The organism is Edaphobacter sp., from assembly GCF_028283685.1.
Taxonomy (GTDB): domain Bacteria; phylum Acidobacteriota; class Terriglobia; order Terriglobales; family Acidobacteriaceae; genus Edaphobacter.
The window spans coordinates 212,386-238,393 of the sequence record NZ_JAPWKF010000008.1 but is presented as its reverse complement, the minus strand read 5'-3'; the positions used below and the strand labels follow the sequence as shown (position 1 = coordinate 238,393).

Here is a 26,008-nt window from a genome sequence, read left to right as displayed (position 1 = left end):
GCGCAGGCTGACCTTTTCTCATGAAAAATGCGTGGGAATCGTTGCTGGAGCCAGAAATTTGCCTGCCGCAGACAGTTTACGGCCATTCCGGAGGCCTGAAAACGGCTTTTTGAGCGGTTAGACTTGAGGGATGGACGTTTTGTACGGCCTCCATCCCGTGGAAGAGGCACTCCGCTCCGGCTCGGGGCGTGTCGACCGCATCTCGATCGCGCGGGAGCGCTCGGATCGCAAGCTGGAACAGATCGCGGCGATGGCACGCGAGAACCGCATCCGCGTCTCTCTGGAGCCGCGGGATCAGCTGACCCGTATCGCCAAGACCGATATGCACCAGGGCGTGGTCGCCTTCCTGCGCGAACGCCAGTTCCTGACGGTTGAAGACCTGCTGGAGCGGAAGAAGGGCGAACGCCGCTTCTTTCTGGCGCTGGACGGGCTGGAAGACCCGCACAACCTTGGTGCGCTGATCCGCACCGCCGACGGCGCGGGGGTGGATGGCATCATATTGCCGGAGCGGCGTTCGGCGCCGATTTCGGCGACCGTGGCCAAGACCTCGGCGGGAGCGTCGGAGCATGTTCGCATCGCCAGGGTGACGAATCTTGTCCGCTCGCTGGAGCTGATGAAGAAGGCGAATATCTGGATCGTCGGCCTCGACGAGCGGGGCACGCCGGATTACACGGACTTCGACTTCGCCACCACGGACTGCTGCCTGGTGCTGGGCCGCGAGGGTGCGGGGCTGCACGACCTGGTGAAGAAGACCTGCGACCACCTGCTGCGCATTCCGATGGCGGGTCAGGTGTCGTCGCTCAACGTCTCCGTGGCTGGCGCAGTGGTGATGTACGAGGCCATGCGGCAGCGGCAAGGGGGCCGAAACGGCGGCTCAACCGTCCAACAGACGGCCGCAGCCCCCAAGGCCGCGAAGAAGCCGAAGGGTCTTGGCAGTCTCTAAATGATTCGTTCCACATTGATTACAGCATTTCTGGCGACCTCGATCGCCGCAGCGCAGCAACCTGCGAAGGCACAGCAGCCTGCAGAGACGACGCCTCAGGCCGCCCCCTCGACGGAGCAGCACGGCGCTCGCGGCAAGGTTCTGTTCCATCGCAACGATGTGCAGGAGACGCCGGAGGGTCACGCGGCGGTCGCCAATCCCACGCCGCAGGCGGCAGTCGCCGCCATTACCGACGCTCAGCGCTCGGCGGTGGTGTTTACGGGCCGCGATCTCGACCTGCACATGGCCCCGGCGACGAATCGCCTGTCGGCCAGGGTGCGGTTCACGGTACGCAATGGGTCGGATAAGCCGCTGACACAGCTGACATTGCAGATCTCTTCAACGCTCCAGTGGGAGTCCATCGCGGCGGGTGCGCCGCTGACGTTTACCCAGCACACGCTGGCAACGGACGCCGACCATACCGGCGAGGTGTCGGAGGCTCTGGTGAATCTGCCCCAGCCGCTGGCTCCAGGCGCATCGCTGGCGCTGACCGCACTTTACTCCGGTACGCTGCCGCAGTCGGCGGCGCGGCTGACGCGCATCGGCGCTCCTCCGGAGCGAGCCTCAAGCGTGGACTGGGACGGCATCATGGCGCAGGAGATCGCGCTGCGCGGCTTCGGCAACGTGGCCTGGTACCCGGTCAGCTCTCCGGCATTATTTCTGGGCGATGGCGCCAAGCTCTTCCAGGCGATCGGCCAGTCGCGGCTCCGAGAGGCGGGATCGAACTTCCAGCTAAGGCTGGCAATCGAGTACACGGGCGAGCCGCCGGTCGATGTCTACGTCAACGGACAGCATCAGCCTGCCGAGCATGTGACCGAAGAGCCGGATGCCCTGGTGGACGAGTCGCACGGTGTCGCGACGGCAAACTTTCCGGCGGGCCCGCTGGGCTTCCGCACGCCCAGCCTGTTTGTGAGCTGGCAGGCGACGCGGCCCAGCGAGGACAAGCTTCTCTCCGTGGCGACGGATCGGCCTGAGGCCATCACGCCGTACAACACAGCAGCAGGGTCGCTGACCCCGTTGCTGCAGGACTGGCTGGGGCAGGCGCCGATCACGCCGCTGACGATCCTCGACCATCCCGGCCAGCCATTCGAAGATGACGCGCTGCTGGCGATTCCGATGACGGCGCCCAGCGTGCCGGAGATTGCAGGGGCGCTGGTCCACTCGCTGACGCATGCCTGGTTCCGTTCTTCCCTGCCCTGGCTAAATGAGGGTGTGCCTCAGTTTATGGCCATTGTGCAGAACGAAGGCGTGGATGGACGCGACAGGGCGCTGGCAGGGCTGCGAGGCCTGATTACGCCACTGACGCTGATGGAGCCGGAGCCTCCCGCTGAGGCTCCCAAGGGGGAGCCTTCGATAGCAGCGCAGGCTCCGATGCCGAAAAAGCAGCAGAACGGCATCCCGTTCGACCCGCGCAACCTGCCGGGTCCGCCGGAGAGCTACTCGTCGAATTCATCCTCCAGCTCCAGTTCAACGCCAGATAGCGCGGCACAGAGTCAGACCGCGCAGCCGTTGCCGGAGACGCTCACGCCTCCTCCGGGCGAGGCTGGTCAGAGCCTGATTGCGGCACACGATGAGGTTTACTATCGCGCCAAGGCTGCGGCGGTGCTGTACATGCTGCGCTCAATCACCGGCGACGGGCCGCTGAAACAGGCGCTGCAGCGTTACCGCGATATGGCCCGCAGCGCGACTCCCGAAAACCCCGAAGACCCGCATGCCTTTCAGCGCGTGCTGGAGCGGGCGTCGGGCAAAGACCTGGCGTGGGTCTTCGACGACTGGGTCTATAACGACCGCGGGCTGGCCGATCTTTCGATCACCAACGTGACACCGCGCAGCCTGACGGCGAAGAACGGCAAGGACGTCAGCTGGCTGGTGGCGGTGGAGGTCCACAACCAGGGCAACGTGAACGTCGAGGTGCCGGTGACGGTGCGCTCGGGCAAATTGACAACCACGGAGCGCGTCCGCATCGGCCCGCAGGCGTCTGTTACGACGCGCATCCTGTTTGGAGGTGTGCCGGATGAGGTGCTGGTGAACGATGGCAGCATTCCCGAGACCGTCGCTCCGCTCCACCGCTACCGCCTGCATGTGGTCGACGAACAGGACACGACTCAGCCTGCGGCCCCGTCCACAACGCCGTAACTCATTTACAGAGAGCGGGTTGGAGGAGGCCATGCGATGCCGCCGACGCCGCGCTCCCGCACCGGGCTCCCGAATGGGTTTGCAACCTCCTCCGGCACTCTCCTAAACTCCACTGGAACGTCGAAAACTATATATATCGTGTCTCCTTTTATCCGATCTTCGTCATTTGCTCTCTCTTTGCTGCTTGCAGCTCCGATGGTCTGTCTGCCTGCCAATGCACAGCAGGGCTCCAGCTCTTCCAGTTCCAGCTCGGGCGCCAGCCGTCCGGATGCGACGATCGACAATCGTCCCGGCCTGCCGGCGCGCCCGCGAGTGATCCAGTCGGAGGCTGCGGGAGCATCGGTGACATTGGAGACCAGCGAGCCGCTGTTCGACATTGCCGTGGCTCTGAACGCCTGCGGCTACGATAACGATCTTGCAGCCTCGGCCCCGGTGCGGCACGAGGTACGCGACGAGGTGATCCAGGCGCTGGCCAACGGAACGCCGGAGGCTCGCGACCATCGCGACAAACTGTGCGCGTACATCCGTGACCACCAGCTGAACGATCCTGGCCAGACCATCGCGCAGTACATCTCGCTGTCGCTGTACGTGGACCCTCCACCGGCGCTGACGCCCTCGGTAGGCGAGACGGAGCTTCCGCCGGATTCGACGCAGGTGGTGAACATTCTGCCGCTGCTCAGGAACTTCGCCGCAGACATCAACCTGCATGCGATCTGGATCATGCACCGGCCGGAGTACGAGGCGCTGGTGAACCAGATTCACGAGCCTCTGACCAAGACAGTACTCGACACCAACCTCTACCTGAAGATGCCGGTCTCCAGCTACGACGGCCGCCGCTTCCTGGTGCTGCTGGAGCCGATGCTGGCTCCTTCGACGACGAACGCGCGTATCTATGGCAACGACTACATCGTGGTGGCTTCGCCGTCGGCGACCGGGGAGGTGCATATGGACCAGATCCGGCACACCTACCTGCACTACGAGGTGGAGCCGCTGGTGTATGCCCGCGCCAGCGCGATGAACCGGCTGCTGCCTCTGCTGAAGGCGGTGCAGGATGCTCCGCTGGACTTCGCGTATAAGTCCGACGTGGCGGCGCTGATCACCGAGTGCATGATCAAGGCGATCGAGGCGCACACGATGGATGTGGGCGTGGCAAAGCCGGTGCGACCGACGCAGATCCGCGTGCGCACGGATCTGACCGGCTACGAGGCGAACCTGGCGGCGTGGGAGCGTGAGGCGGAGGTGGTCCGCCGCAGGCAGGTGGACCTCGACATGCACCAGGGGTATGCGCTGACCGGCTACTTCTACGACAAGATCGGCGCGATGGAGAAGGAAGGCGTCAGCCTGCGCGAGGACATCGCCGAGATGGTGTACGGCATGGACGTGGACCGGGAGCGCCACTCGGCCGAGCATATCGAGTTTCTGCCCGAGGGCGCCAACGACTTTGTGCGCCGCGCACCGCGCCAGCTGCAGGGCATGGACCTGGCCGAGATGAAGCTGATAAAGGGTGACACGACGGGTGCCGAGGAGATGGCCGACGCGGCCCTCAAGGCCAATCCGAATGACCCGCAGGCGAACTATCTCGCCGGGCGCATCGAGCTGATTCACGGCGATCCCGGAGCGGCGATGGAGCACTTCAACAAGACCCTCACCGAGGCCAGGGATCCGCGCACGCTGGCCTGGGCACACATCTACATGGGGCGGCTTTACGACGTTGCACGCGACCCGGCGCAGCCGGATGTCGAACACCCGGAACGGCCCAAGGCCGTGGCGGAGTATAAGGCGGCGCTGGCCGTCCGCGACTCGCAGCCCGACACGCGTGCCGCAGCTGAACAAGGCATTAAACAGCCCTTCCTTCTGCCGAAGAGATCGCAAACGCAGGACGACGACAACGAGCCGCTGGACCCCAGCGGAAAGGCGGAGAAGCAGGCTTATCGACCGGATACGCCTCGCTGAAACGCTTCCCCGGCAAGGGGCTCGTGCGTCCATCCATCCGGTAGAGTATTCCGAGAGGGAGCAGCATGACCACCCGTCGCAAAAAGTCCGCACCGAAGCATCCGGGCGCGACGCCGAAGGCTCTCTTCGACCATACCTTTGAGCGCCCGGAGCTGCTGACCTGGGCTCTGACGCATCGCTCGCTGGCCTACGAGAGCGGGAACGAGGCCTCGCCCGATCCCAGCTCGGACAACGAACAGCTGGAGTTTGTGGGCGACGCCGTGCTGGGCCTTGCCGTTGCAGAGAGCCTCTTCCGCCGCTTCCCGCACTCGCGGGAGGGCGAGCTGACACGCCTGCGCGCCTCGCTGGTGAGCCGCCGCCACCTGGGAGATGTGGGCGCACGCATCGGCCTGGGGCAGATGCTGCTGCTGGGCCGCGGCGAGGAGCAGAGCGGAGGCCGTCAGAAGCCTGCGCTGCTGGCGAACGCGATCGAGGCCGTCATCGCCGCTATCTACCTGGACGGCGGAATGGAGGCGGCACGCGCCTTCATTGAGCACTACATCATTGAGCCGTCGATACCGGAGCTGAACGGCGCGCTGAAGGCGGGAGAGACCTTCTCAGGGGCCATCGGCGATCACAAGTCGGCGCTGCAGGAGCATCTGCAGGCGATTGGAGCCGGTCAGCCGCAGTATGTGCTCACGGCGCAGAGCGGGCCGGACCACCAGAAGCTCTTTCGCGTGGAGGTCCGCATCCCGGATGGGCGTGGAGGATCGCGTGCGCTCGGCGAATCGGAGGGCTCGACCAAGAAACAGGCACAGCAACAGGCGGCGCGGATCGCCGTGGAGCGGCTGCTGGCCGAGGAGGCCGCCGATCCGGTTCCGCCTCCCGCAGACGAGACGGGGCTGGGAGCCGCGCAATGAGCAGGCCGCTCACGACGGAGGTGACATCCGCCCCCGGCCGGGAGCAGCCCCCCGCAGTGCAGGTACCCCGGTCGCAGCAGACGGCTGCATCCCCTTCACGGCAGGCGGCCGCACGATACCATCGCCCGGCGCCTCACCCGCATGAGCGCCACGGCCTTCTGCCTGCCATCCAGACACTGACGATCATCATTACGGTCGCTGTCTTCATCGTGACCTTCAACGTGCAGCCTTTCCGTATCCCATCGGGTTCGATGGAGCCGACACTGCTGATCGGTGATTTTCTACTGGTCGACAAACAGGTGACGGCGACAGCGGAAGACAGCAGCGCGTTGCTGCCCAGCCCGGCGATTCATCGCGGCGACGTCATCGTCTTTCATTTCCCGATGAACCCGGAGATGCACCTGGTCAAACGCGTGGTGGGGCTTCCGGGCGACCATCTCCGGCTGCGCGGCGGACACGTGCAGATCGACGGCAAGCCGATCGACGAGCCGTATGCCGTCTACCGGCCCGCGGCGCATGACAACTTCCGCGACAACTTCCCCCGTATGGAGAGCGCCGACCCGGAGATCGATTCGCGCTGGTGGATGCGGATGCGCAAGCTGGTGGACGACGGCGAGCTGATCGTTCCGGCGGGCAATTACTTTGTCCTGGGCGACAACCGCAACGACAGCGAGGACAGCCGCTACTGGGGCTTCGTGCCGGAGGATTCGATCGTGGGCCGTCCGCTGCTGATCTACTTTTCGCTGCGCGACGGCCAGCGGGACAGGGTAAGAGCCCTGCCTCGCAGCAGCGAACTGGCGGCCGGGCTGACCGGGTTCGCCCGCTGGGACCGGGTACTGCACATCGTCCGCTAAAAGATACCCTCCGGCGGCCGGCTCCCACATAACCGGGCAGCGAAGGGCACTTCAGCGATACACTGACCAGAGGCATCCCGCCGGGAGATTGGTACTGATGAAGACGATGGAAACGACTCAAACCGAAGAGCAGGCAACGTCCGCTGCCCAGCAGGACGAGCGCACCGAGACACCGCTCGAGTCGTTATCCTCGATCGCCAGCGTGCTGGCCGTCGGCCTCTTCGTGATGACGTTCATCTTCCAGAACTTCGAGATTCCCTCGGGCTCGATGGAGAAGACGCTGCTGATCGGCGACCATGTGCTGGTCGACCGCGTGACGCTGGCGCCTCCGACGAAGTGGGCTCCGTTTACGCACTACCGCGATGTCAACCGCGGCGACATCATCGTCTTCCTGAAGCCGGGCGAGCCGGACATGTTCCTGGTCAAGCGCGCCATCGGCCTTCCCGGCGACCGCATCCACCTGCGCAACGGCGTGGTGTACCGGAACGGCGTGGCCCAGAACGAGCCGTACGCCGCGATGCCCTCCTCCGACGGCGATCCGCAGCACGAGTATCAGCCCTACCGCGACGACTTCCCGAGCATTCCTCCCGACCCGATGTACCAGGTGACGGCCAGCTGGCAGTACGAGCTGCCCACGCACATCGAGGGCGGCGACCTGGTGGTGCCTCCGGGCAAGGTCTTCGCCATGGGCGACAACCGGCCCGATTCGCTGGACGGCCGCTTCTGGGGCTTCGTGCCGCGCGAGAACATCGTGGGACGGCCGCTGTTCGTCTACTGGTCGTTCGAGACGCCGGCCGACCAGGCCAACAAGCAGACGATCGCCGACCGATTCTCCTTCATGACGCACATCCTCATCCACTTCTTCACCGAGACGCGCTGGAGCAGGACGTTCCACCTGATCCGGTAGAGCCGGATGTCGTTCAGGCAGATCCGAAGACCGTAACGATGCAACAGATTGACCCTATCAACGCCGACGTGCAGCAGACTCCCCTTCCCGACGGCACCGTCCCGGCGCGCGGCAAGACCGTGCGCAACCTGCGGCTGGCCGCTATTCTGGTCCTGGTGCTGCTGGGGTTGGCCCTGCTGCCCCCGCTGATCAACGTCAACCGCTACCAGCGCCGCATTGCGACCAGCATCAGCGGCAGCCTGGGCAGGCCGGTGCACCTCGACCAGGTCTCGCTGAGCCTGCTGCCGCTGCCGGGCTTCGAGATCCAGAACCTCGTGGTGGATGAAGACCCGGCCTTCGGCGCGGAACCCATCATCCGCGCCAATGAGGTTCGCGTCACCCTGCGGCTCTCGTCGCTGTGGCGCCGCCGCGTGGAGTTTTCGACCATCAGCTTTACCAGCCCCAGCGTCAACCTGGTGCACACCTCCGACGGCAAGTGGAACATCGAGAAGGTGCTGCTGCAGGCCTCGCATATCGACGCCGCGCCGACCTCGCAGCGTCGCGCCGGCCCGACGCCCCGCTTCCCCTACATCGAGGCCACCGATGCGCGGCTGAACTTCAAGCTGGACAACGAGAAGACGCCGTTCTCGCTGGTGGAGAGCGAGTTCGCGCTATGGTCGCCCGACCCGAACCAGTGGCAGCTGCGGTTGAAGGCCCGCCCGGCGCGCACCGACTCCAGCGCCTCGGACACGGGCGCGATCGAGCTTGAAGGCACGCTGGGACGTGGCGATTCCCTGGCGCATATCCCGGTCGATGTCGAAGGCCAGTGGCGCGATGCTCCGCTGGGCGAGGCCAGCCGCGTGCTGACCGGCGACGACGCCGGATGGCGCGGCAACCTGGTGTTGAGCGCCCACATCCGCGGCACACTGGGTGAGAGCGCCGTCACCAGCCGCCTGCGCCTGCTGGGGGCCCGCCGCGCCGACTTTGTGCCGCAGCAGCCACTTTCGGCCAACGTCGAGTGCTTTGCCACGGCCACCTCGGTCTTCCACTCCTTCGTCGATCTGCGCTGCTCCTGGCCTCCGGGCGCCGCAGATGGCCCGACTGTCGCGCTGGTGGGCGAGATCCCCGATGTCCGTCACCCGCAGACCGCAGCGCTGCGGCTGGGAACCTCGGGCGTGCCTGCGGCGACGCTGGTGAACTGGCTGCGCCTCGGCAGCGCGAACATCTCGGACAGCATCGCCACCACGGGCACGCTGACGGCCAGCCTGGTCCACGATCCGGCGACGTCAGCCGCATGGACGGGCGAGATGACTCTGCACAACGGCACCCTGCGCACGGCGGCAGACGACGCTCCGCTGCTGAACGGCGATGTGGAGCTGCACCTGGTGCCTGCGGCAGACGGGACCAGCTCGATGTTGCAACTGGCGCCGACGCCGATTCTGCTGGGCGGACGAGACCCTGCGAGCCTGAACGGCCAGTTCGACGGCAACGGCTACGCGATGCGCCTCTCCGGTATGGCGACCCCGCTTCGCCTGCGGGCGTTCGCCGGAGCGATCGCTCCGCTGGGCAATGGGCTGGTGAAAGACGAGACGCCTGCAGCTGCGAAGTCCGACGTGGACGCTCAGGCAAAGGCTGCGACGGAAGACACCGCCGCGCAGGGTGCAGTCCCTCCCGTGCACATCGATCTCTCGACGGCGGCAGGATGGTCCGCGCAGCACGCGTGGATGCAGACAACTCCCAGCCAGCCGCAGGCGGGCAACGCAAAGCATCGCCGCTGACACGCAGAAGAGCAGAAGGTCTCCCTCCTGCTTTTCTGAAATATTTTGTAGAGTTTTAGGCGCGGACCGAGATGCCGGAGAAGGTCAGCAGGACGCGGCCCCGAACCGGGGCGCCGAAGACGCGGGCCGGTTCGAAGACCGACAACGCCAGCTGGTCGAGGATCTGAATCTGCACCGTCTTATCTTCAGGACCGGAGATGATCTTGTAGTCATAGACGCGGCCCTGATCGTTGACTAACGCCTCAACCACCACGGCAGTGTCCTGCGGCGTGATGATGGGACGCGGCACGCCCGCCGAGTAAAGGTAGTGCGGCATCGTCATCGAGCCCATCAGCGGCTCGTCGTTGGCCATAACAGCAGTAGGCGCAGCCACCGCCCCCAGCAGCAGTATGATGCCGCCCACCAGCGCTACCGAGCTGGCAAAACCTGCGGAGACCTGCACCAGCAGCGGACGGAAGGCGTTATCCCATCTCACCGCGAGGGCGTCGCGCCAGCTGGATTTGCGATCGGCAACCTCGTGCGAGATGGCGACGCGCAGACGCGTGCCCATATCGGCAGGAGCCTTTGCCGGCCCGAGCAGGGCAAGCGAACGCTGCATGGAGCGCAACGAATCGAACTCTCTACGGCAGTCTTCGCAGCCATCCAGATGCTGTGCGATCGACTGCATCTGCTTCCCGCTGACGGCGCCATCCAGATAGGCCGAAAAGGAAGAACGATATTTACCGCACCCTGTGAGATTCATCGAGCAACCATCTCCCGGGAAGGTACATTCCCGCTTCGTTGATTGGATGGGACCCCTGATGTGGAAGAAGCAGAATTATTAATGGCCGAATCAGCCATGAGAATGGCACGCAGCGCGGAACGTCCCCGCGTCAGACGCGACTTCACCGTCCCGATGTTCACATTCAGGATCTCGGCAATCTCTTCGTAGGCAAATCCTTCAATCTCACGCAGAACAACGACGGTACGAAACGCCTCGGGCAGGAGTCGAAGCGCCGCTTCCACGCGATTGCGAAGCTCAGCCTGCGCGGCATAGTCATAAGGAGAGCTGCTGGAGTCAGCCAGCGTTGCGATCAGCGGCAGACCCTCGTCTCCTGCATCGGCAGACTCCAACGGCGAGTCGATCGTCATCTCCTGCCGCTTGTGGCGCGACCACCAGCGGCGCTGGTTGGAGGCCTCGTGCAGGGCGATGCGATAGAGCCAGGTGCGCAGGCTCGATTCGCCGTGGAAACCGCGAATATTGCGGAAGACCTTGATGAAGACTTCCTGGGTAATGTCGGCGGCGTCTGCAGGATCGGTGAGGCTGCGGGCGATCAGCGAGAAGAGCGGCTGATGGTACTGCGCGATGAGCATGCCGAAGGCGTCCTCGCTGCCGGCCTTAAGCTCGGCGACAAGGGCTGCTTCCTCCGTCGTGATTCCAATCGCGCTGGCTAGATTTCCCACGAACATTCCCGCCTGCATACAGGATGACCTCTACAGTACGACCTTTGTGTTACCACTTGCAAACATGCACCAGTTGCGATGCATGGGAATAAATTCGCCGCCGGCGGCCGAGTGCTCGCTCACACTCTAAAACCTTAGACACCGGTATCTTGAGAGAAGTTCCCGGCAGGTTTGACGAAACAGGTCCTATGCCTGAGAATAGATAGAGTCCTTCCTAAGAGTGGGCCTGTGGCGCAGCTGGGAGCGCGCTTCCATGGCATGGAAGAGGTCATCGGTTCGATCCCGATCAGGTCCACCAATCATCTCAATCATTTAGCGTCATCCCTCCTTTCCAGCTTGGCCGCATTTTGGCAGCAAATTCCAAAACCACTCCGCGCGTCGGTTTCCTACTCAGCTGAGTTGTAGGCACTTCATCGCCTTCTCGAACTGAGTGTTCCGCAACTCCATCACGGAGTGCTTCTGTTTGTCCTGACCCGGCTGATGCTGCCGGGTCGGATGGCCTCCATCCACTTGGAGATCTTACGAGCTCTCCGTAGATCGAATTGATAGCAGTCCTCACTTCTGGTTCAAGCGACTGCATGTAGATGTCCGTCGTGGTCGAAGCCTTCGAGTGGCGCATCATGCCCTGGATGTCCTTGACGTGGCCTTTAGACTTGCCGAGTGTCGCGATCGATCTGCGAATCACCTGGAAGGTCAGTTTGGGTAACGCCAGCTTCTCCGCAATCTTGTGCAGCACACGTTTGCGGAAGTTGCTCGGGTCCATCGGTTGACCGAATCGCCCGCCGAACATGAAAGCGTCCGGAGAAACATCCTTTCCCTTTCGCCGCAGTTCCTCGCGATACTCAAGCAGTTCGCAGAAAAGCTGATCGGCTAAGGGGACCTGCGTGATACTACTCTTGGTCTTGCCGTACGAACGGATCTTGCCTTTGTACAGAGTCTCCTGAATGTCGAGAGCCCGGTCTGCTTCAAGAAGACAACGCCATCGCAGGGGAAATACTTCGCTCGGGCGCAGAGCATTCGACATGTCGAGTTTCACCAGAATCCAGTCGCGAAGGCTACGCTTGCCAATCTCATGGAGCGCCTCTCGCAACTGATCCCAGCTCAGTGTCGTCTTGTCGACCTCTCGCAAATTTGCAGGCACCCTCAACATCCGGGCCGGATCTTTGGGGAGGAAGTCTTGGTCAACTGCCTCGGCAAAGATGGACCGTATATAAGAGCGAGCCTGCAGTACCCGATCCCGCGAATGGATCTTGGCCAGCTTATTGAGGTGGTTCTGCAGTGTGAACTTGTCGAAGTTCTCCAAACGGACATCTTCGAAGCCATCCACGAAATCAGCTTGGATCAAATACCTCTTGACCTTGCCCGACTCTTCTCTCCAGTCCGCCTCTTTAAGTGGCAGATAACGGTTGCGAACGAACCAGCCTAATGTGACGGCTCCATTGACTATGGATTGGTCGCTATTTGGCTGACCGCCCAGTTTGGCGATCGCCACCTCTAACTTTGCTCTGGCCTCGAGCTTCGACATGCTTGCTTTGAGGCCGAGGATCACCGGGTGGGTAATGATCCTGGGTTCACTTGTAGACGGATCGAGGATCGTTCGGCGGAAGTAGCCATACCACTTCTTACCGCGAATCCGAACCCATCCCTTTTGGTGCGAAGTTCCCATTTGTTCCTCAAATTCTGTATGGAGGGAACAAGTGGCCATTTTCAGTTTATGTCTTTAGCCACTCCGACGTGTCAATCTCATCGACGTTCTCTGCGCAATCGTCCGGCTGCTTCGCGCTCAGCGATGAATGCTTCGATTTGGCTTTGTCTATAACGGAGTACTCCGTCACTTACTGGGATAACGGGAAGATAGAGCTGTCTTCTGGACGAATGGTCCCAAACCCAATCAGTGCTGACTCCCAGCATGGCCGCAACCTCTTCCGCTGTAAGAAGTTGGTCTATTGCCTGTACTTGCCCCATTGGCATGCTCCTGAACGTGTCGACTCACTCACCTACCGGATGAGTGCGGACATCATGATCTGGAGCTGAAACTCGGTCAAATACACCCCATTGCTATCTGAATTCGCAACGATCCAGAGGCCTTTCAGGGCCTGAGCCAAGTAGGCCAGCGAGAATCGAGCAGCTTCTAATTGAGCAAGAGAGTTAGAGTGCCCACTCTGACTTACTGTCCATAAATTTCCGCCTGAAGAAGCGCAGATTTTCTTGGTGAAATCAGTAGCTTAGCTGCCTTGTCAAAGGGCAGCAACAGGCGCGTAGCTCAGTTGGTTAGAGCGCTACCTTGACACGATCTCGTGGTTTTTCTGCGTTTTGCGGATCGTACTGTCGGTCCTACTGTCTTTCCGCACAACCAGCGATGGAGGGTAATGTCACGCTACAAAAAGAGCGCTGGCCGAGTCAACATCGTCAAGATGATTAAGGACGATAGAAGATGGCGTTTTGCCCCCATAGTTGAACGTGGTGGCAGCATCGTTCGAGATCTGGTTTTGATTGATGGCCGCGAGGAGACCCATCCTGAAGGTCGCTACTATCTGGAGTGGTATGAAGGTGGGAGGCGGCGGCGAAAAGGTGGCCCGATGTTCGAAGATTTGGTCGCAGCCGCGCAGGCCAAATTTATCGAGTTAGAAGCCAAGAGAGTCGGCCTTTTGTCTCCGGACCCAGGACGCCTGACCATAGATGATGCGATCAGTGATTATCTTGGGTTCGTTCGTAAACAACGAAGCCATCGTACCTTCCTGACCTATCGACCGACCTTGGCGGAGCTGTTCCGTAAGTCCTACGCCAAGACCTATCTCGATGAGGCGACCAGGGCGGACATCATCAAATTTATTGGAGATGCCTTCGAATCGAATCTCGCAGCGAGGACGGTCTACAGCAAGCTTGTTACCGTACTGCAATTCTTCAAGCACTATGGAAAGACGGAGTTGATCAAGAGCAGCGATTGGCCTGAGTATGTCGGCACCATCCGTCCGGTATACACGCCTGAAGAGATTCGGGCCTTACTGGGTGCGGCAACATTTGAAGAACAAGTTCTTCTCAAGTTCTTTTTGACCTCTGGCTTCCGCAAAGATGAAGTCCGATATGCGACATGGCACGATGTCGACTTCCATCACAGCTTGGTGCGTGTTACAGAAAAGCCGTTCTGGAAATTCAAACCAAAGAACTATGAAGAACGATCAGTGCCTCTGCCAACTGTGATGATGGAGCAATTGCAGAAGTGGAAGAACAAGAACGATGCCGCTGCGTCAGATCCGATCTTTCCCAACTCAAAAGGCAAACCGGACAGCACCCACATTGAAGTTCTCAAGCAGGTTGCTTATCGAGCTAAGTTGAATTGCGGACAATGCATCACGAAACATGAAAATACGTGTGCTGACGGGCCACACTGTAGGCGCTTCTTCCTTCACAAGTTTCGTCACACTTTTGCTACACAGCATTTGCGAGACGGAATCGATGTCCGCACGTTGCAGCATTGGCTGGGGCATCGCGATATGGAATCAACCATAGTTTATTTGAAAGGAATTCAAGCGAAAGACGCGATCGAAAAGGTAGACGCAGGACTACTCGCTTCTTATATATGATTCGCTTGCGACAATCCGGCAGTCCATTTGGATAGAGTGGACTGCGGCCCGGGTTCTCGGCTACCCAATCATCGTAGGGAGCGCGGTCAGATTGATTCAGGTTGATCGCATATTCGACTCCAAAGAGAGCAAGTACGAGGTGAAGCTCTTCTCCTATCCACAGAAAATTCCACTCATGGAGCACTTCATACGGCTCACTGCCATCCTCACGGAACGCGAAATCTGCCGGATAGAGAGTTCGGCTACAAAATGGCCATTCTGGTTTCGGCGGCCCTCTCCTCACGTAGTTGCGAAGGCGATCCAAGGCTGGTTCTGAGGCGACCATACGGTATTCCCAAAATCGATCGTGTGCTTGAATGCACGCCGAATCGCGCGACCCTCGTTGGTTATGGAACCCTCCAGACCGACAGTGCGCAGAGCTACCGCATTCCGCTGCCACAGAGCCTTGCGGGCGTCACCGATCCACGCTTCCTCTCGGTCACACTTGCGTGGACTTCGCCCATCAAACCCGGTCACCAGAGCTATCGATCCGTGAAGCTGGAAGCCGCGCCTGACACGCCATTCGAAGTCCTAGGCGTTAAGCGGCGCAAGAAGCAGCCGTCGGACCCTAGCTGCAAGCGCGGCAGTATCTTTCACGAGCACTTCGAGGGTGATTCGGCCGTCGCATTCCTTGAGGACGGCACGCTTGCGCTGAGAATTTGGTGTAAGGAAGATTCAGGCTCCGGCGAGCATCTGCAAATTCGTTATGGCGTTGCAGTAACGATCGAGAGTGGCACGGCGCTGCCGATCTATCAAGAGATCCAAGAGCAGCTTCGGATTAGGCCACGCTCTTAGCCTCATTCCGGCTTCGGACTACGGCAATCTAGGGTGAGTCGTGCCGGCCTTCTTGTGAACGAACCTCACCGCGTCGCGAATGATGAAATACAGGTGCCTGAGATCCATTTCTTCGCCAGCGTCATCGAATCCCAAAACACGAACTATGGGAATTCCAGGACGAGTTGAAGCGTTTTTTTCGTCGTTGCTCTTAACATGCTTGAAGTGATGCGCAAGGATGTCCACCAACTTGAACTCCAGCGACTCTTTACACCAGTCCTGACGCAGCTTCGCAGGACGCACTCCGCGTTCTTCAGCGGCGCGATCCACGGCATGGAATATGGCGACAGACGTCAAGTAAGCATGCCGAAAGGAAGAACTATTTGCATGGAACTCGTCGTATGTTGGGTTGACGATGACCTCAAGGTATCTGGCAAGTGTCTTCATTTCAAAGTCGAATCTGCGAGCATCTTCAATTGGAATTCGGAGCCTCCTCATATTCATGGAGGATGCTGTCATGCATGTGCGCCAAGTGCGGCATCGAAGCAATCGCATTCACGCTCTCGTAGGAGATGAACGTGCAACTCTTCGATATAATGGCCCTCGCTCCAAGAGCGAGAACACGGGACGCTGCATCTCGCGGAAGACTTTCTCGCGGCGTTCCTCTGATGCAATGATATGCAGCCGGATATCCATATTGGGTTGCAGCGCAAGCAAATCAGCCATTCGCAAAAGGCCAGAATACACAGCAGTTGTATGCTCCACCTCAAATGCTCGTGCCATGGACCTGCCCTTCAGCCAGAGAACATCGATCAACTCGATCGTATCGAGGGTCGTGCCGTCATAGTTCAAGGGGAGGTTGTCGAGCAACGCTGCGCGCTCCGACGCTTCGAGCAGTTCGCTGACGCGCCCGCGATCGGCACGCGGAAGCCACACCTTGAAGCCCATCATGGCACCGATGCGGACGAGCTTGGCTTGAATCACAAACGACTGCCGGACATCAGGCGGAGCACTTGCTTGAAGATTCGCTTCCAGCTCCTCAGCTTCTTCCTCAGCTCCGGGAACGGTGACCGTGACTTCACCTTCTGGCGTCCTGACCTTACGATCCTGCGCCCATTTATCCCGCCATGGGGATTCGTAGAAATCCAGAACGGCAGAAGGTGCCTCGGCCTGGAGCCGAGCGCGTAGTGCGATCAATGCCTCGTCAAGCTGGCGATCAGTCCATTCGCCGACCTCTCTTGCCCCTGCGGCTCCATAGGCGCGCAGAATCCTTCTACGGTCGTTGTTCGACGAAATCCTCTCCACCTGATCCGGGAAGCTGAAGTATCTGAGCATGTGCCGGAATTGCCGGTTGCCCTCCATCTGAACGGAAGCGATCCAAGGCCAGAACGATTCATAGCTACGAAGAATAGAGCGCTCGGAAGTGCCACGCTTCTTTAGGTCACGCGTGATCGCTATCAGAAATTCCAACTCGTTCGGCCTGTAGTTATTGAATCCCGGGCCACCGGAGCCGATGCCTACAAGCACGTCGTCTGCAAGTAAAGCATGGTCCTGTGGAAGCGGCTGACCTGCGAGACTCCAGATATCCGTGATCTGCTGGCGCTTGGTTCTTGCCTTCATGTTCGATGGAAAGAGCAGGAGCGCCCAAAGCATCTCCGCAGCGATTCTCTGCGCAGCCGGCGAACTCTGACCGAGCTGGCGCTTTAGCTTTGTCATGAAGTCATCGCTGCTGACGTCCGGATGCTCGACGAATGCGTGATAGACCTCATCAATAACCGGAGTGGACCAGAGGCACTCCCCAGGCGTGAAAACTGAACCGTCCCCGATCAGGCATTCCCGTATCCAATAGTCTGCCGCTGACAAGATCGGTGTCGTATCTCGCTCATTGTTTTGACGGGCCATACACGCTACTTCCTTTCAGATTGCGGAAGCTTGGAAATAATCAGCGCATCCATTATCCCAGTTCTCAGTACTTTCAAATGGAAAGTGCGACTATCCTCCGACCATACGTTCTGATCTTGGCTGGCCATGGCCGGGGCAAGTATCGAGGAGATTCATGAAGCCGCGGGCCACAAGACGATCACCATGTTGGTCCGGCATAGCCATCTGTCTGCGGCGCATCCGATATCAGTAGTCGAGCGGATCGAGGGTTGGCGGAGTTTGAGATCTGTGCGCTCTGAATTGGCAATACGCCGCTAACACTTGGCGCACGCCCGTGCGCATAAATGCACCGAATCAAAGCGGGCCGTAGCGGCCTGATCCGGTACCAAAGCAAACCCGATGCTTCCATCCGGATAGGACAACTACATCGCATCCGCCAACGGTTCCGACTCGACTCGCCGAGAACCCTTCTTTGCTGCTTCTTTTTTAGTGCGCGGCCTCATCACATTGATTGCAGAAGCATCGAGTTGGGGCTTCAGAGGGCTGCGTAATATTTTCAATCATATCTACGCTTGTCCGACAGTTCATTTGCTTCAGTTGCCGTTGGGCGTGTGGAAGAAGCCAGGGTAGACAAACGCCGAGTGAATCGCGTCTACATCCCGCTGCGAGGCACCAGCGACAAGCACCGTGGTCTCCCAGGTACTTTTAACCTGCTCGGCCATTTCGGTGACGATCCTATGCGCCTCTTCGGGTTCAAGGAGAAACCGGCGATGCTCGCTAAGGATGTTTGCCGCATTCATATATCGGCCTTGCGCTCCACACTCCATGGCGAGGTCTCTGCGATCCAGGCTCACCGAGGGCGCGGGCGTGAGGTCATAGGCTGGCGATAGCCTCCAGTGCTTCTGAGGCGCGATGAGGGCATGGTTCCTTGGATGGTCATCAATATTAGAGATCAGAGCGTTGAAGACCACGCGACGAAACAGCTCGCGAGCATCCTCTTTCGGCTCTGAGACGACGCGCCGCATCTCTTCAACGAGAATAAGGTACGACCAACGCTCTCGAGCCAGCGCAGAGTCTTCGGCCCGGAGTACGGTCAGGCTGCTGATCATGCGACTGCGCAGGTAACCGCTGTTGTCCTCAGCTCGTGTTCGATCGAAGCGCTTGACCAGCAGGACGTCCTTGCCGTTTACCTGCTCCACGCGGCTTTCAGCTGCTTGGATGCCGCACTGACGCGCGAGCTCAAGCATCGCGTGCTCGACGCGTTCAGAGTTCCAGCGGTCGTCTGGCCTGCCAAACTTAGCGATCCATAGGGCTCCCTGGTCTTCTACGACAGCCTTCGGACGTGCCCCTCCCATCGACGTCCCCAGCAACATTAGATCCTGCACCTGGAGAGCATTCGGATCGTTGGGGAGGTCGTCCTTCACCAAGGCTTCTGCGGTCGCCTGCAGCAAATCGAGGTTGAGAGTCTGATTGAAGACGCGTAACGGGGCTGGCGGCTTTACGTTCGTTCCAAACCCAAGCGCACCGGCGCGGTCATCCGGGGACTCGAGAAGGTAGTCGAGTTCCCCAAGTTTCGTCACCCCGGAATGCTTTTCGATTACTCTCCGCCCCCAGAAATCAGGACCGGCGTCCCGGATGGCACCGAAAACGCCATTCAGGCGAGCGGTCTCATAGGTTTGGTCGGAGAGCTTCAGCTCGATAGGATCCAGTTCCACCCGCGTTCGGGTTTTCGAGATAGGACCGGCCATAGACAAACCGCCCGAGGGGCTCCCCGGATGGAGTCTTCTCCAACACAAATCTCCCCGCAGTCACGGAGGTTTGCGCGCCGGGAAGGGTGATGTACACGAAGCATTCTGTGGGAGATTTAGAAGTCATTGTCGAGTCCTTTGCTGCGCCGGGCGCGGGTCGGCTCGCGGCGGCTAGCCAAAACCAGTCCTTGCTCATCCTTCAGCGGGTTTCCGAGGTCTTCGAACGGCCCCAGTAGATCGAAGGTCCAGAGCAGTGCGGCGTAGATGACGATTCCAGTAGACGGTTTCCCGTGCTCGGCGTCCATCACCGCACGATGGCCTGTCCCGATCTTCTTGGCTACATCTTCTATCGTGTAACCACGTCGAAGCCGAGCCGTCCGAAGATTGGCTCCTAGCCGTTTCAGGGCGGCTTCGACTGGAAAGGGTGGCGAAACAAGCAAAATATTTCGAGGCACGATATCACCTTGAGAGCAGATTATTGGATTTAACATGCCCTAAAGAGCATCATGAGAATCCTCAGATATGATATCACTCCTCTGCTCTTAAAAGTAGATTATGTTCATTTGGATGCTCTTAAGAGCATCCAAATGAACATAAAATAGCCACGAAAGATAGATGAACCCGATCCACACTATCGGGTCTATGGCCACTTGGTATTTGGCCGCATTTTGGCCGCAAATATTGCCTATAAAGCCGGTTTATCCGGTTGACCCGACTTATAACCCTTTAGCCGTCTGTGTTTTACGTGGACACCCAGAACATGGCATGGAAGAGGTCATCGGTTCGATCCCGATCAGGTCCACCAATAAATCAACAACTTGCAAGCTCCCTCCTTTCCCGCCTGGTGTCATTTGGTGTCAAATTTCCAAACACCTTCACCGACACAGCGCCACGCTTGAGTACCCTCCCTCCAAGAGCCACCACATCCGGTAACGGCTTCACCGTCTTTCGGTGATTCTTTTCCAACGACCTTCCGGCACGATTGAACGCAGCGCCTTCCAGTTTCATGTTCTTGTCGGAAACCTTGAACCAAGGCTCTGCCGTAACGCTCTGCAGCCCGAGCTCGGCCGGTGGGCGCGTTCGGACGGTGGGATAGGTGCGCCCCCCGGTTGTCGTCGCTGTACACCAGCCGAGGTACGGCTTGTGCGATAGCGGAAGTGGCGCTCACGAAGGACAGCCAACAGGAACGAGCTTGCGGCGCGACGGAGTGGTGTTAGCGGTCGATACACGGTGAATGTCTGAAACGCTGTACTGCTGCCGTTCTCACCGGACCAGTTGGCTACTTCGAAGTATGAGTCGAAAATGCGTAGCCGGAACCAGCTTCGGACAGGATTGTGCAAAAGAACGGCAGGATCGGGAAACACCGGCTGTGAGTTTCCAAATACCGTTGGAATACGGGCTCTTGGATCGTTGATGCCTACGATACTCACGAGAGGGACGTCTACCTTTGCTGGCAACCGCGACATCTTCTACATCAGATACACAAAGCCTAAGCAGCACGACAGCAATGTGGAGCGCAGTCGGCGCGATGGCTTTGTGCGTGGCCCTGCTGATCGCGGCTGAGTTCATGCCGGTAAGCCTGCTTACTCCGATTGCCAGGGATCTTCATGCCAGTGTGGGCATGGCCGGGCAAGCCATTTCTATCTCTGGACTATTTGCAGTTCTCGCCAGCCTCTACATCGCGACGTTCGCCGCCCGGTTCGATCGCAAGCACGTACTGATCGGGCTTACGGCTCTTATGCTGCTGTCGCTTGTGCTGATCGCAGTCGCTCCAAACTTCCTTATTCTCATGGTGGCGCGTGCCATGCTGGGCATCGTGGTGGGGGGCTTCTGGTCACTTGCCACCGCCACGGTGATGCGCCTGGTCCCTGAGAGCCAGGTCCCGAAGGCGCTTGGAATCGTTTATATGGGGAACGCTGTTGCGACAGCGTTTGCAGCTCCAATAGGCAGCTATGTGGGAGGCATCATCGGTTGGCGCGGTGTGTTCTGGGCGATTGTGCCGATCGCGGCGATCAGCATTCTGTGGCAGTGGATGAGTCTGCCTGCGATGCCGTCCGAAGCGCCGAGTCCGGTGAGCAAGTTGTTTGGCTTGCTCCGCCGTCCACACGTCGCCTTCGCCATGCTCGGGACGATGCTGACCTTTGCCGGAAGCTTCTGTATCTTCACTTACCTCCGACCCTTTCTGGAGACGCGCACCCACGTAAACCTTACGCAGCTTTCTCTCTTGCTTCTGGCGCTCGGCATGGCGGGATTCCTTGGAACCTCGGGCGCGAGCGCCTTAGCGAAGCGGCACCTGCATCTTCTTCTAGGCGTGCTGCCGGTCTCCCTGGCCGCGGCTACCGTCGTTCTCTTGCTGGTGCAGCGCAGCTTCTGGTCGGTAGGAGGCGCGTTGATCGTGTGGGGAACGCTTCAGTCTGCCATTCCGGTGTGTTGGTCCACCTGGCTGTCCAAGGGTGTGAGTGATGAGCCGGAGAGCGGAGGCGGCTTGATGGTGGGGGCAATTCAGTTGTCGATCATGTCCGGGTCGGCACTCGGGGGCTTCCTCCTGGATCACTTCTCGGTGACAAGCACCTTCATCGGAGGGGCGGTCATGCTTCTGCTCTCTGCATGCATTGTTGGGAATGGACGGCGGATACAACAGCCGGCATAGAAGCTATTCGTTATTCCCGAGAAAAGGTGCGCCCTCATCTGCAGGCGTCCTTTGCACGATACGAGAGATGAATCTCAGTGCCGGATGGCCTCGGCGTCCTGCCGATCTCGCATGGCCTTCACGTCGCGTATCGGAGGCAGACCAAAGTGCCGGCTGTACTCGCGGCTGAACTGACTGACGCTCTCGTACCCGACTTCGAATGCGGCTGTATTCGCATCGATCCCATTCATCACCATGCGCTCCCTGGCGCTCTCCAGCCGTAATTGCTTCTGGTACTGGAGGGGGCTCATGGATGTCAGTGCGCGGAACTGGTGATGCAGTGTTGATACCCCCATTCTTGCGATCTCTGCCAATTCTTCCATCCGCAGTGGTTTCGCGTAGTTGGTTCGTAGCCAGGACATCACATGGGCCGTCCGGTTGCTGAGATCGCCGCTTGTGACAACTGCACGAAGGCTCTGTGCCTGCGGAGTGCGCAGCACACGATAGACAATCTCTCGCTGGATCAAAGGATGGAGGTATGGGATGTCCTCGGGCGAGGACAAGAGGTCGATGAGTCGAATGCACGCGGACAGCAACCCTGCCGTGGACTCTCCTACCGCCACGCCGCGCTCGCGAGACGACGACTGCTTTGGAACGATGAAGTCTTCGCGGTTCAACATCTCTCGAACGCCTGCCATATCCAGAAACAACTTCATTGTGAGGAGCGGCTTCGCCGGCGAGGCTTGCGTGACCTGACTCTCTATCGGAACGTAGATTGACGAGAGGAAGAATGACGAGTTGTCGCAGAGATAATCCACCCCGCCAAGCTGAATTCTTTTTCCCCCCTGAGCAAAGAGGGTCAGGCTGGGCTGAACAGCCGCCCGATAACAAGGTGTCTCGTCTACGAGCCGTGTCAGCAGAAGGCCGGGAACGGACGTCTGATGATCTCCCTTGGTTCGCGCATGCGCGGCGATGCGCTCTGCCAGTTCGGCCCGCAAAGCCTTCACATCGTCTTTGATCGTCATCCCCTCACTCCAAATTCAAAGTGTCCCGCGGATCGCCTGCATGGATCCGTCTGATGTTCCGAACAGTTACGCGATCGCCCTGGTGTGCTCAGGAGCGGCGAGAAGGTCCTCGATACGCACCGGCAGGCGGCGGACCCGTACACCAGTCGCGTGATAGACAGCGTTAGTGATCGCCGCTGCGACTCCTGCCAATCCGATCTCTCCGACGCCGCGGGCACCAAGCGGATTTAAGTTGAAATCGGGATAATCGAGAAATGTGACGTCGATGTGCGGACAGTCAGCAGCAACGGCGACAATGTAATCCGCGAGGTTGTTGTTAATTGGCTGGCCAGTGCGCTGGTCGTATTCCGTTGCCTCAAGCATCGCCATGCCGACACCCATCACGACGGCACCCTCGATCTGATTCTGCGCTGTTCGAGGGTTCAGCATCCGGCCTCCGTCGATGACCGTAACAACCCGGCTGACACGTAGTCGTGCTATCTCGGGCTCCCACGTCACCTCTACGAATTGGGCTCCGTAGCTGTGGAACGAGTACTTTGCATGTGGATCACCAAAGAGTCCGCGCGACTTGCCAGTCGCGTTGACAGACTGCGCCTTTGCGAGCTTGAGAACGTCAGAGGTGGAAAGCGTCGGCCCTGCCTGTCCTTTCAGGTGCACCGAGTTGTTTACAAATTCAAGGTCGTCCTGTTTTTTGCCTTTGAAAGGACTCCCGTCGGATTTAGTGGCAGCGAGCAGAATTGCCTGGGTGGCGCTGCGAGCAGCTTCAAGGACTGCGGGTGTCAGAGACGCCGTAGCCCACGATCCGCCGCTAATGGGGCCGGGCGGTAGAGATGAGTCACCCAGGACGACTTCAACCTTCTCCACCGGAACTCCCGTCTCGTGCGAGACCATCTGTGCGATCACGGTGTAGGTGCCACCACCGATGTCCTGTGCGCCAGTCGCCACGCGGGCTGTGCCGTCAGCACGTAGTTCTACCGTGGCTTCTGCATCGGTCTTCATTGCGCCCCAACTGCACGCAGCCATGCCCCAGCCAAGCGTCTGCCCAGACGCGTTCTTCATCGAACCGACAGCCGCATTTCGCTTTTCCCAACCGAACTTCTCCGCACCTGTCGTCAGGCACTCTTTCAGATGGCGCGAAGAGAACGGCTTGCCGTTGGTCTCGTCGACCTGAGGCTCGTTCATCAACCGAAACTGAACAGGGTCGATCTTCAGTTTGATCGCGAGTTCGTCGACGGCCGATTCCAGCGCATAGAGGCCAGGGACAGCACCCGGACCACGCATGGACGTAGGCGTGCCAACATTGCGCCGCGCCATTCCCGCAGTGACCAGCAGGTTCGGACAGGAATAAAGAATACCGGTGGCTTCTCCACATCCCTCGTCGTAATCATCCTGAATGCTTGTGTGGTTCACATAATCATGCTGAATCGCGGTGAACTTTCCTTCAGGCGTAGCGGCCAATTGAATACGTTGGTCGATTGCGGGCCTGTGTCCCACGCTTTCGAACATCATGGAGCGACTGACTACGAGCTTGACCGGCCGGCCGAGGTTTCGGGAACACGCGCTTGCAAGCGCAGAGTGCGGCCACGGCCAAAGCTTGCCGCCAAAGCCGGAACCGAGGAAACGCGTGATGACCTGAACCTTGTCGGGCGGCACGCCAAGCATAGCTGCAAGCACGTCACGATGATTCACCACGGCCTGAGAGGTTTCGTAGAGAGTGAACCTGCCGTCCTTATAGACAGCTAGCGAAGCGTGCAACTCGATGGGATTGTGCGTCTCCGTCGGTGTGCTGTAAACGGCGTCGTGCGTTGTATGCGTAGAAGCCAGCGCATTTGCAGTGTCGCCTCGCTTTGTGACCTCTTTCACTCCAGATGCGTTCTCATCTGTCTTCGGGGATTCATTTGTAGTGAGCTCACGGCTCGCCGTTAAAAGCTGATCCGCGGTGTTGTGAGCGCTCTTCGTATAGGTAACCTTCACCGCCTCCGCAGCAGCCCGTGCCTGCTCCATGGTCTCCGCCACAGCGACGGCAACATATTGCCCGTAGTAACGGATTGTTGTGTCCTCCAATGGAGGACGCGTTTCATCGATCATCAGCGTGAGCATTGGGCCTGGAGGGACGCGGTACAACCGGCCAAGGTTCTCGTGCGTATAGACCGCCAAAACGCCCGGCATCTTCTCCGCAAAAGAGGCGTCAATCTTCTGCACCGTGCCACTGGAGACCGTTGCAGTCGTCGGCCATGCATAGACCAGCCCCGGGAAGTGATGATCAGACGTGTACATCGCGGTGCCGGTTGTCTTCTGAGGACCGTCAATGCGTGGCGTAGCGACGCCGATAATTTTGCTGTTCTGAATCCGCTCGGGAGCCTGTTCTTGTTGCTGAGCCATCTGGATCTCCTATGCCTGAGCTGCGGCCTGTGCGAGTGCGTGGGCAAGACAGCGCTTCGCCAGTTCCACCTTGAATCCGTTTTGCGACTGCGGGCGAGCGCCGTGCAATGCAGCTTCGGCGGCAGCCCGGAAGTTTACCGCGCTCACGACTTTGCCCGTCAACGCGCGTTCCGCCTCGTGCGAACGCCACGGGACTGCGCCTATACCGCCGAGAGCAACCTGCACCGATTCGACACGTCCACCGGACTGTTTCAACACTATGGCGGCCGATGCGAGTGCGAACTCATAAGAGGCGCGATCTCGCAGCTTGAGGTACAGGCTCTTCGCTCCGCTGGGCACAGGAGGCAAGGTGACGTGCGTGATCAGGTCGCCCGGCTCCAGCACGGTCTCACGCTCCGGGGTTTGCCCGGGCAACAGGAAGAACTTGTCGATGGGAACGGCACGATCGCCCTTGATCCCAGTCACATGAATCGTTGCATCGAGCGCCATCAGAGCAACGTTCTGATCGGAGGGATTACTTGCGATGCACTTGTCGCTTGTTCCGAGGAGCGCCAGCATGCGGTTGTGGCCACCAATGGCAGAGCAGCCGCTGCCGGGTTGTCGTTTGTTGCAGCCGTATGCGGTGTCCCTGTAGTAAACGCAGCGCGTCTTCTGCAGAAGATTGCCCGCCGTGGTCGCCATGTTCCGCAACTGCGTGGAAGCTCCGCTAAGCAGCGCCTGCGAGAGTACCGGGTAGCGTTCCTTCACCAGTTCATGGTGCGCAACATCACTATTGCGTGCAAGCGCTCCGATCTTCAGACCGCCGTCCGGCGTGCTTTCAATCCCGGCGAGCGGTAGACCGTTGATGTCGATCAATTGCCGAGGCGTCTCGACGTTGATCTTCATGTAGTCGACAAGGTTAGTGCCACCCGCTATGAAGCGGACCGGCGCTCCTTGTTGCGCAGTCGAAGAGGCGGCTTGTGCCTTGACGGCGTCCGGAATAGAACTCACAGTAATTAATTCAAATGGCTGCATC

At 59.7% G+C, this 26,008-nt stretch carries 21 protein-coding genes and 1 tRNA gene; 11 read left to right on the top strand and 11 right to left on the bottom strand.

Translation table 11 applies throughout. From position 1 onward, the window contains the following. Window positions 1-130: 130 nt before the first annotated feature. From rlmB to PW789_RS15975, 7 genes are all read left to right on the top strand, one after another. Window positions 131-943, top strand: a complete 813-nt coding sequence (gene rlmB, locus PW789_RS16005; protein ID WP_299378415.1) for a 23S rRNA (guanosine(2251)-2'-O)-methyltransferase RlmB — start codon at window positions 131-133, stop codon at window positions 941-943. Beyond that, window positions 944-3,118: a hypothetical protein gene (locus PW789_RS16000; protein ID WP_299378412.1), complete on the top strand. Its 2,175-nt coding sequence runs from the start codon at window positions 944-946 to the stop codon at window positions 3,116-3,118. It begins immediately after the preceding gene. 195 nt (window positions 3,119-3,313) lie between these two features. Continuing rightward, window positions 3,314-5,071, top strand: coding sequence for a hypothetical protein (locus tag PW789_RS15995; RefSeq protein ID WP_299378409.1), 1,758 nt, complete (start codon window positions 3,314-3,316; stop codon window positions 5,069-5,071). 65 nt (window positions 5,072-5,136) lie between these two features. After that, window positions 5,137-5,970: a ribonuclease III gene (gene rnc, locus PW789_RS15990; protein WP_299378405.1), complete on the top strand. Its 834-nt coding sequence runs from the start codon at window positions 5,137-5,139 to the stop codon at window positions 5,968-5,970. Then, the gene (gene lepB / locus PW789_RS15985) at window positions 5,967-6,824 is read left to right on the top strand and encodes a signal peptidase I (RefSeq protein WP_299378402.1); all 858 of its coding nucleotides are present in this window, start codon (window positions 5,967-5,969) and stop codon (window positions 6,822-6,824) included. Before rnc ends, lepB (PW789_RS15985) begins: the two co-directional genes overlap by 4 nt. A 106-nt stretch (window positions 6,825-6,930) precedes the next feature. Then, window positions 6,931-7,731, top strand: coding sequence for a signal peptidase I (gene lepB / locus PW789_RS15980; RefSeq protein WP_299378862.1), 801 nt, complete (start codon window positions 6,931-6,933; stop codon window positions 7,729-7,731). Window positions 7,732-7,769: 38 nt separating this feature from the next. Continuing rightward, window positions 7,770-9,488, top strand: a complete 1,719-nt coding sequence (locus PW789_RS15975; protein WP_299378399.1) for an AsmA family protein — start codon at window positions 7,770-7,772, stop codon at window positions 9,486-9,488. 55 nt (window positions 9,489-9,543) lie between these two features. Here PW789_RS15975 and PW789_RS15970 read toward each other — a convergent pair whose 3' ends face one another. Both PW789_RS15970 and PW789_RS15965 read right to left on the bottom strand, forming a co-directional pair. Next, window positions 9,544-10,230, bottom strand: coding sequence for a zf-HC2 domain-containing protein (locus PW789_RS15970; protein ID WP_299378397.1), 687 nt, complete (start codon window positions 10,228-10,230; stop codon window positions 9,544-9,546). Then, window positions 10,227-10,949, bottom strand: a complete 723-nt coding sequence (locus PW789_RS15965; protein WP_299378394.1) for a sigma-70 family RNA polymerase sigma factor — start codon at window positions 10,947-10,949, stop codon at window positions 10,227-10,229. Before PW789_RS15965 ends, PW789_RS15970 begins: the two co-directional genes overlap by 4 nt. A gap of 204 nt (window positions 10,950-11,153) precedes the next feature. Here PW789_RS15965 and PW789_RS15960 point away from each other — a divergent pair. Beyond that, a tRNA-Ala gene (locus PW789_RS15960) sits at window positions 11,154-11,229 on the top strand. Window positions 11,230-11,235: 6 nt separating this feature from the next. Here the strand turns inward: PW789_RS15960 and xerC are convergent. Further along, window positions 11,236-12,597 carry a tyrosine-type recombinase/integrase gene (gene xerC, locus PW789_RS15955; RefSeq protein WP_299378391.1) on the bottom strand — a complete coding sequence of 454 codons (1,362 nt, stop codon included), beginning with the start codon at window positions 12,595-12,597 and terminating at the stop codon, window positions 11,236-11,238. Between the two features lie 77 nt (window positions 12,598-12,674). Then, complete coding sequence (locus tag PW789_RS20210; protein ID WP_367182579.1) at window positions 12,675-12,896, bottom strand: helix-turn-helix transcriptional regulator; 222 nt, start codon at window positions 12,894-12,896, stop codon at window positions 12,675-12,677. A gap of 404 nt (window positions 12,897-13,300) precedes the next feature. On the opposite strand from PW789_RS20210, the gene PW789_RS15950 reads away from it, so the two are divergent. Both PW789_RS15950 and PW789_RS15945 read left to right on the top strand, forming a co-directional pair. Further along, the gene (locus PW789_RS15950; protein WP_299378388.1) at window positions 13,301-14,515 is read left to right on the top strand and encodes a site-specific integrase; all 1,215 of its coding nucleotides are present in this window, start codon (window positions 13,301-13,303) and stop codon (window positions 14,513-14,515) included. Between the two features lie 249 nt (window positions 14,516-14,764). Continuing rightward, window positions 14,765-15,349, top strand: coding sequence for a hypothetical protein (locus tag PW789_RS15945; protein WP_299378385.1), 585 nt, complete (start codon window positions 14,765-14,767; stop codon window positions 15,347-15,349). 18 nt (window positions 15,350-15,367) lie between these two features. Here PW789_RS15945 and PW789_RS15940 read toward each other — a convergent pair whose 3' ends face one another. The 4 genes from PW789_RS15940 to PW789_RS15925 all read right to left on the bottom strand — a co-directional run bounded on the left by PW789_RS15940 (window position 15,368) and on the right by PW789_RS15925 (window position 19,412). After that, complete coding sequence (locus PW789_RS15940; RefSeq protein ID WP_299378341.1) at window positions 15,368-15,775, bottom strand: hypothetical protein; 408 nt, start codon at window positions 15,773-15,775, stop codon at window positions 15,368-15,370. 108 nt (window positions 15,776-15,883) lie between these two features. After that, a complete protein-coding gene (locus PW789_RS15935; protein WP_299378338.1) occupies window positions 15,884-17,230 on the bottom strand; it encodes a hypothetical protein in 1,347 nt (448 codons plus the stop codon). A 572-nt stretch (window positions 17,231-17,802) separates the two neighbouring features. Continuing rightward, on the bottom strand, window positions 17,803-18,789 hold the full coding sequence (locus PW789_RS15930) for a type II toxin-antitoxin system HipA family toxin (protein WP_299378336.1): 987 nt from the start codon (window positions 18,787-18,789) through the stop codon (window positions 17,803-17,805). 284 nt (window positions 18,790-19,073) lie between these two features. Further along, entirely contained in the window at window positions 19,074-19,412 is a 339-nt protein-coding gene (locus PW789_RS15925) for a helix-turn-helix domain-containing protein (RefSeq protein WP_299378333.1), read from the bottom strand. Between the two features lie 1,073 nt (window positions 19,413-20,485). Here PW789_RS15925 and PW789_RS15920 point away from each other — a divergent pair. Continuing rightward, window positions 20,486-21,607 (top strand): MFS transporter, encoded by a 1,122-nt coding sequence (locus PW789_RS15920; RefSeq protein WP_299378330.1) that lies wholly within the window; start codon window positions 20,486-20,488, stop codon window positions 21,605-21,607. A gap of 74 nt (window positions 21,608-21,681) precedes the next feature. Here PW789_RS15920 and PW789_RS15915 read toward each other — a convergent pair whose 3' ends face one another. The 3 genes from PW789_RS15915 to PW789_RS15905 all read right to left on the bottom strand — a co-directional run bounded on the left by PW789_RS15915 (window position 21,682) and on the right by PW789_RS15905 (window position 26,007). Continuing rightward, on the bottom strand, window positions 21,682-22,611 hold the full coding sequence (locus tag PW789_RS15915; protein WP_299378327.1) for an AraC family transcriptional regulator: 930 nt from the start codon (window positions 22,609-22,611) through the stop codon (window positions 21,682-21,684). A gap of 66 nt (window positions 22,612-22,677) precedes the next feature. Further along, window positions 22,678-24,993 carry a xanthine dehydrogenase family protein molybdopterin-binding subunit gene (locus PW789_RS15910; protein WP_299378324.1) on the bottom strand — a complete coding sequence of 772 codons (2,316 nt, stop codon included), beginning with the start codon at window positions 24,991-24,993 and terminating at the stop codon, window positions 22,678-22,680. Between the two features lie 9 nt (window positions 24,994-25,002). Then, window positions 25,003-26,007, bottom strand: coding sequence for a xanthine dehydrogenase family protein subunit M (locus tag PW789_RS15905; protein WP_299378322.1), 1,005 nt, complete (start codon window positions 26,005-26,007; stop codon window positions 25,003-25,005). Window position 26,008 lies beyond the last annotated feature (1 nt).

What these genes read in the sequence shown, in the direction of transcription:
- rlmB (WP_299378415.1), top strand. Translation starts at nt 131, where the DNA reads ATGGACGTTTTGTACGGCCTCCATCCCGTGGAAGAGGCACTCCGCTCC.
- PW789_RS16000 (WP_299378412.1), top strand. Translation starts at nt 944, where the DNA reads ATGATTCGTTCCACATTGATTACAGCATTTCTGGCGACCTCGATCGCC.
- PW789_RS15995 (WP_299378409.1), top strand. Translation starts at nt 3,314, where the DNA reads ATGGTCTGTCTGCCTGCCAATGCACAGCAGGGCTCCAGCTCTTCCAGT.
- rnc (WP_299378405.1), top strand. Translation starts at nt 5,137, where the DNA reads ATGACCACCCGTCGCAAAAAGTCCGCACCGAAGCATCCGGGCGCGACG.
- lepB (WP_299378402.1), top strand. Translation starts at nt 5,967, where the DNA reads ATGAGCAGGCCGCTCACGACGGAGGTGACATCCGCCCCCGGCCGGGAG.
- lepB (WP_299378862.1), top strand. Translation starts at nt 6,931, where the DNA reads ATGGAAACGACTCAAACCGAAGAGCAGGCAACGTCCGCTGCCCAGCAG.
- PW789_RS15975 (WP_299378399.1), top strand. Translation starts at nt 7,770, where the DNA reads ATGCAACAGATTGACCCTATCAACGCCGACGTGCAGCAGACTCCCCTT.
- PW789_RS15970 (WP_299378397.1), bottom strand. Translation starts at nt 10,230, where the DNA reads ATGAATCTCACAGGGTGCGGTAAATATCGTTCTTCCTTTTCGGCCTAT.
- PW789_RS15965 (WP_299378394.1), bottom strand. Translation starts at nt 10,949, where the DNA reads ATGCAGGCGGGAATGTTCGTGGGAAATCTAGCCAGCGCGATTGGAATC.
- xerC (WP_299378391.1), bottom strand. Translation starts at nt 12,597, where the DNA reads ATGGGAACTTCGCACCAAAAGGGATGGGTTCGGATTCGCGGTAAGAAG.
- PW789_RS20210 (WP_367182579.1), bottom strand. Translation starts at nt 12,896, where the DNA reads ATGGGGCAAGTACAGGCAATAGACCAACTTCTTACAGCGGAAGAGGTT.
- PW789_RS15950 (WP_299378388.1), top strand. Translation starts at nt 13,301, where the DNA reads ATGTCACGCTACAAAAAGAGCGCTGGCCGAGTCAACATCGTCAAGATG.
- PW789_RS15945 (WP_299378385.1), top strand. Translation starts at nt 14,765, where the DNA reads ATGGCCATTCTGGTTTCGGCGGCCCTCTCCTCACGTAGTTGCGAAGGC.
- PW789_RS15940 (WP_299378341.1), bottom strand. Translation starts at nt 15,775, where the DNA reads ATGAAGACACTTGCCAGATACCTTGAGGTCATCGTCAACCCAACATAC.
- PW789_RS15935 (WP_299378338.1), bottom strand. Translation starts at nt 17,230, where the DNA reads ATGGCCCGTCAAAACAATGAGCGAGATACGACACCGATCTTGTCAGCG.
- PW789_RS15920 (WP_299378330.1), top strand. Translation starts at nt 20,486, where the DNA reads ATGGCTTTGTGCGTGGCCCTGCTGATCGCGGCTGAGTTCATGCCGGTA.
- PW789_RS15915 (WP_299378327.1), bottom strand. Translation starts at nt 22,611, where the DNA reads ATGACGATCAAAGACGATGTGAAGGCTTTGCGGGCCGAACTGGCAGAG.
- PW789_RS15910 (WP_299378324.1), bottom strand. Translation starts at nt 24,993, where the DNA reads ATGGCTCAGCAACAAGAACAGGCTCCCGAGCGGATTCAGAACAGCAAA.
- PW789_RS15905 (WP_299378322.1), bottom strand. Translation starts at nt 26,007, where the DNA reads ATGCAGCCATTTGAATTAATTACTGTGAGTTCTATTCCGGACGCCGTC.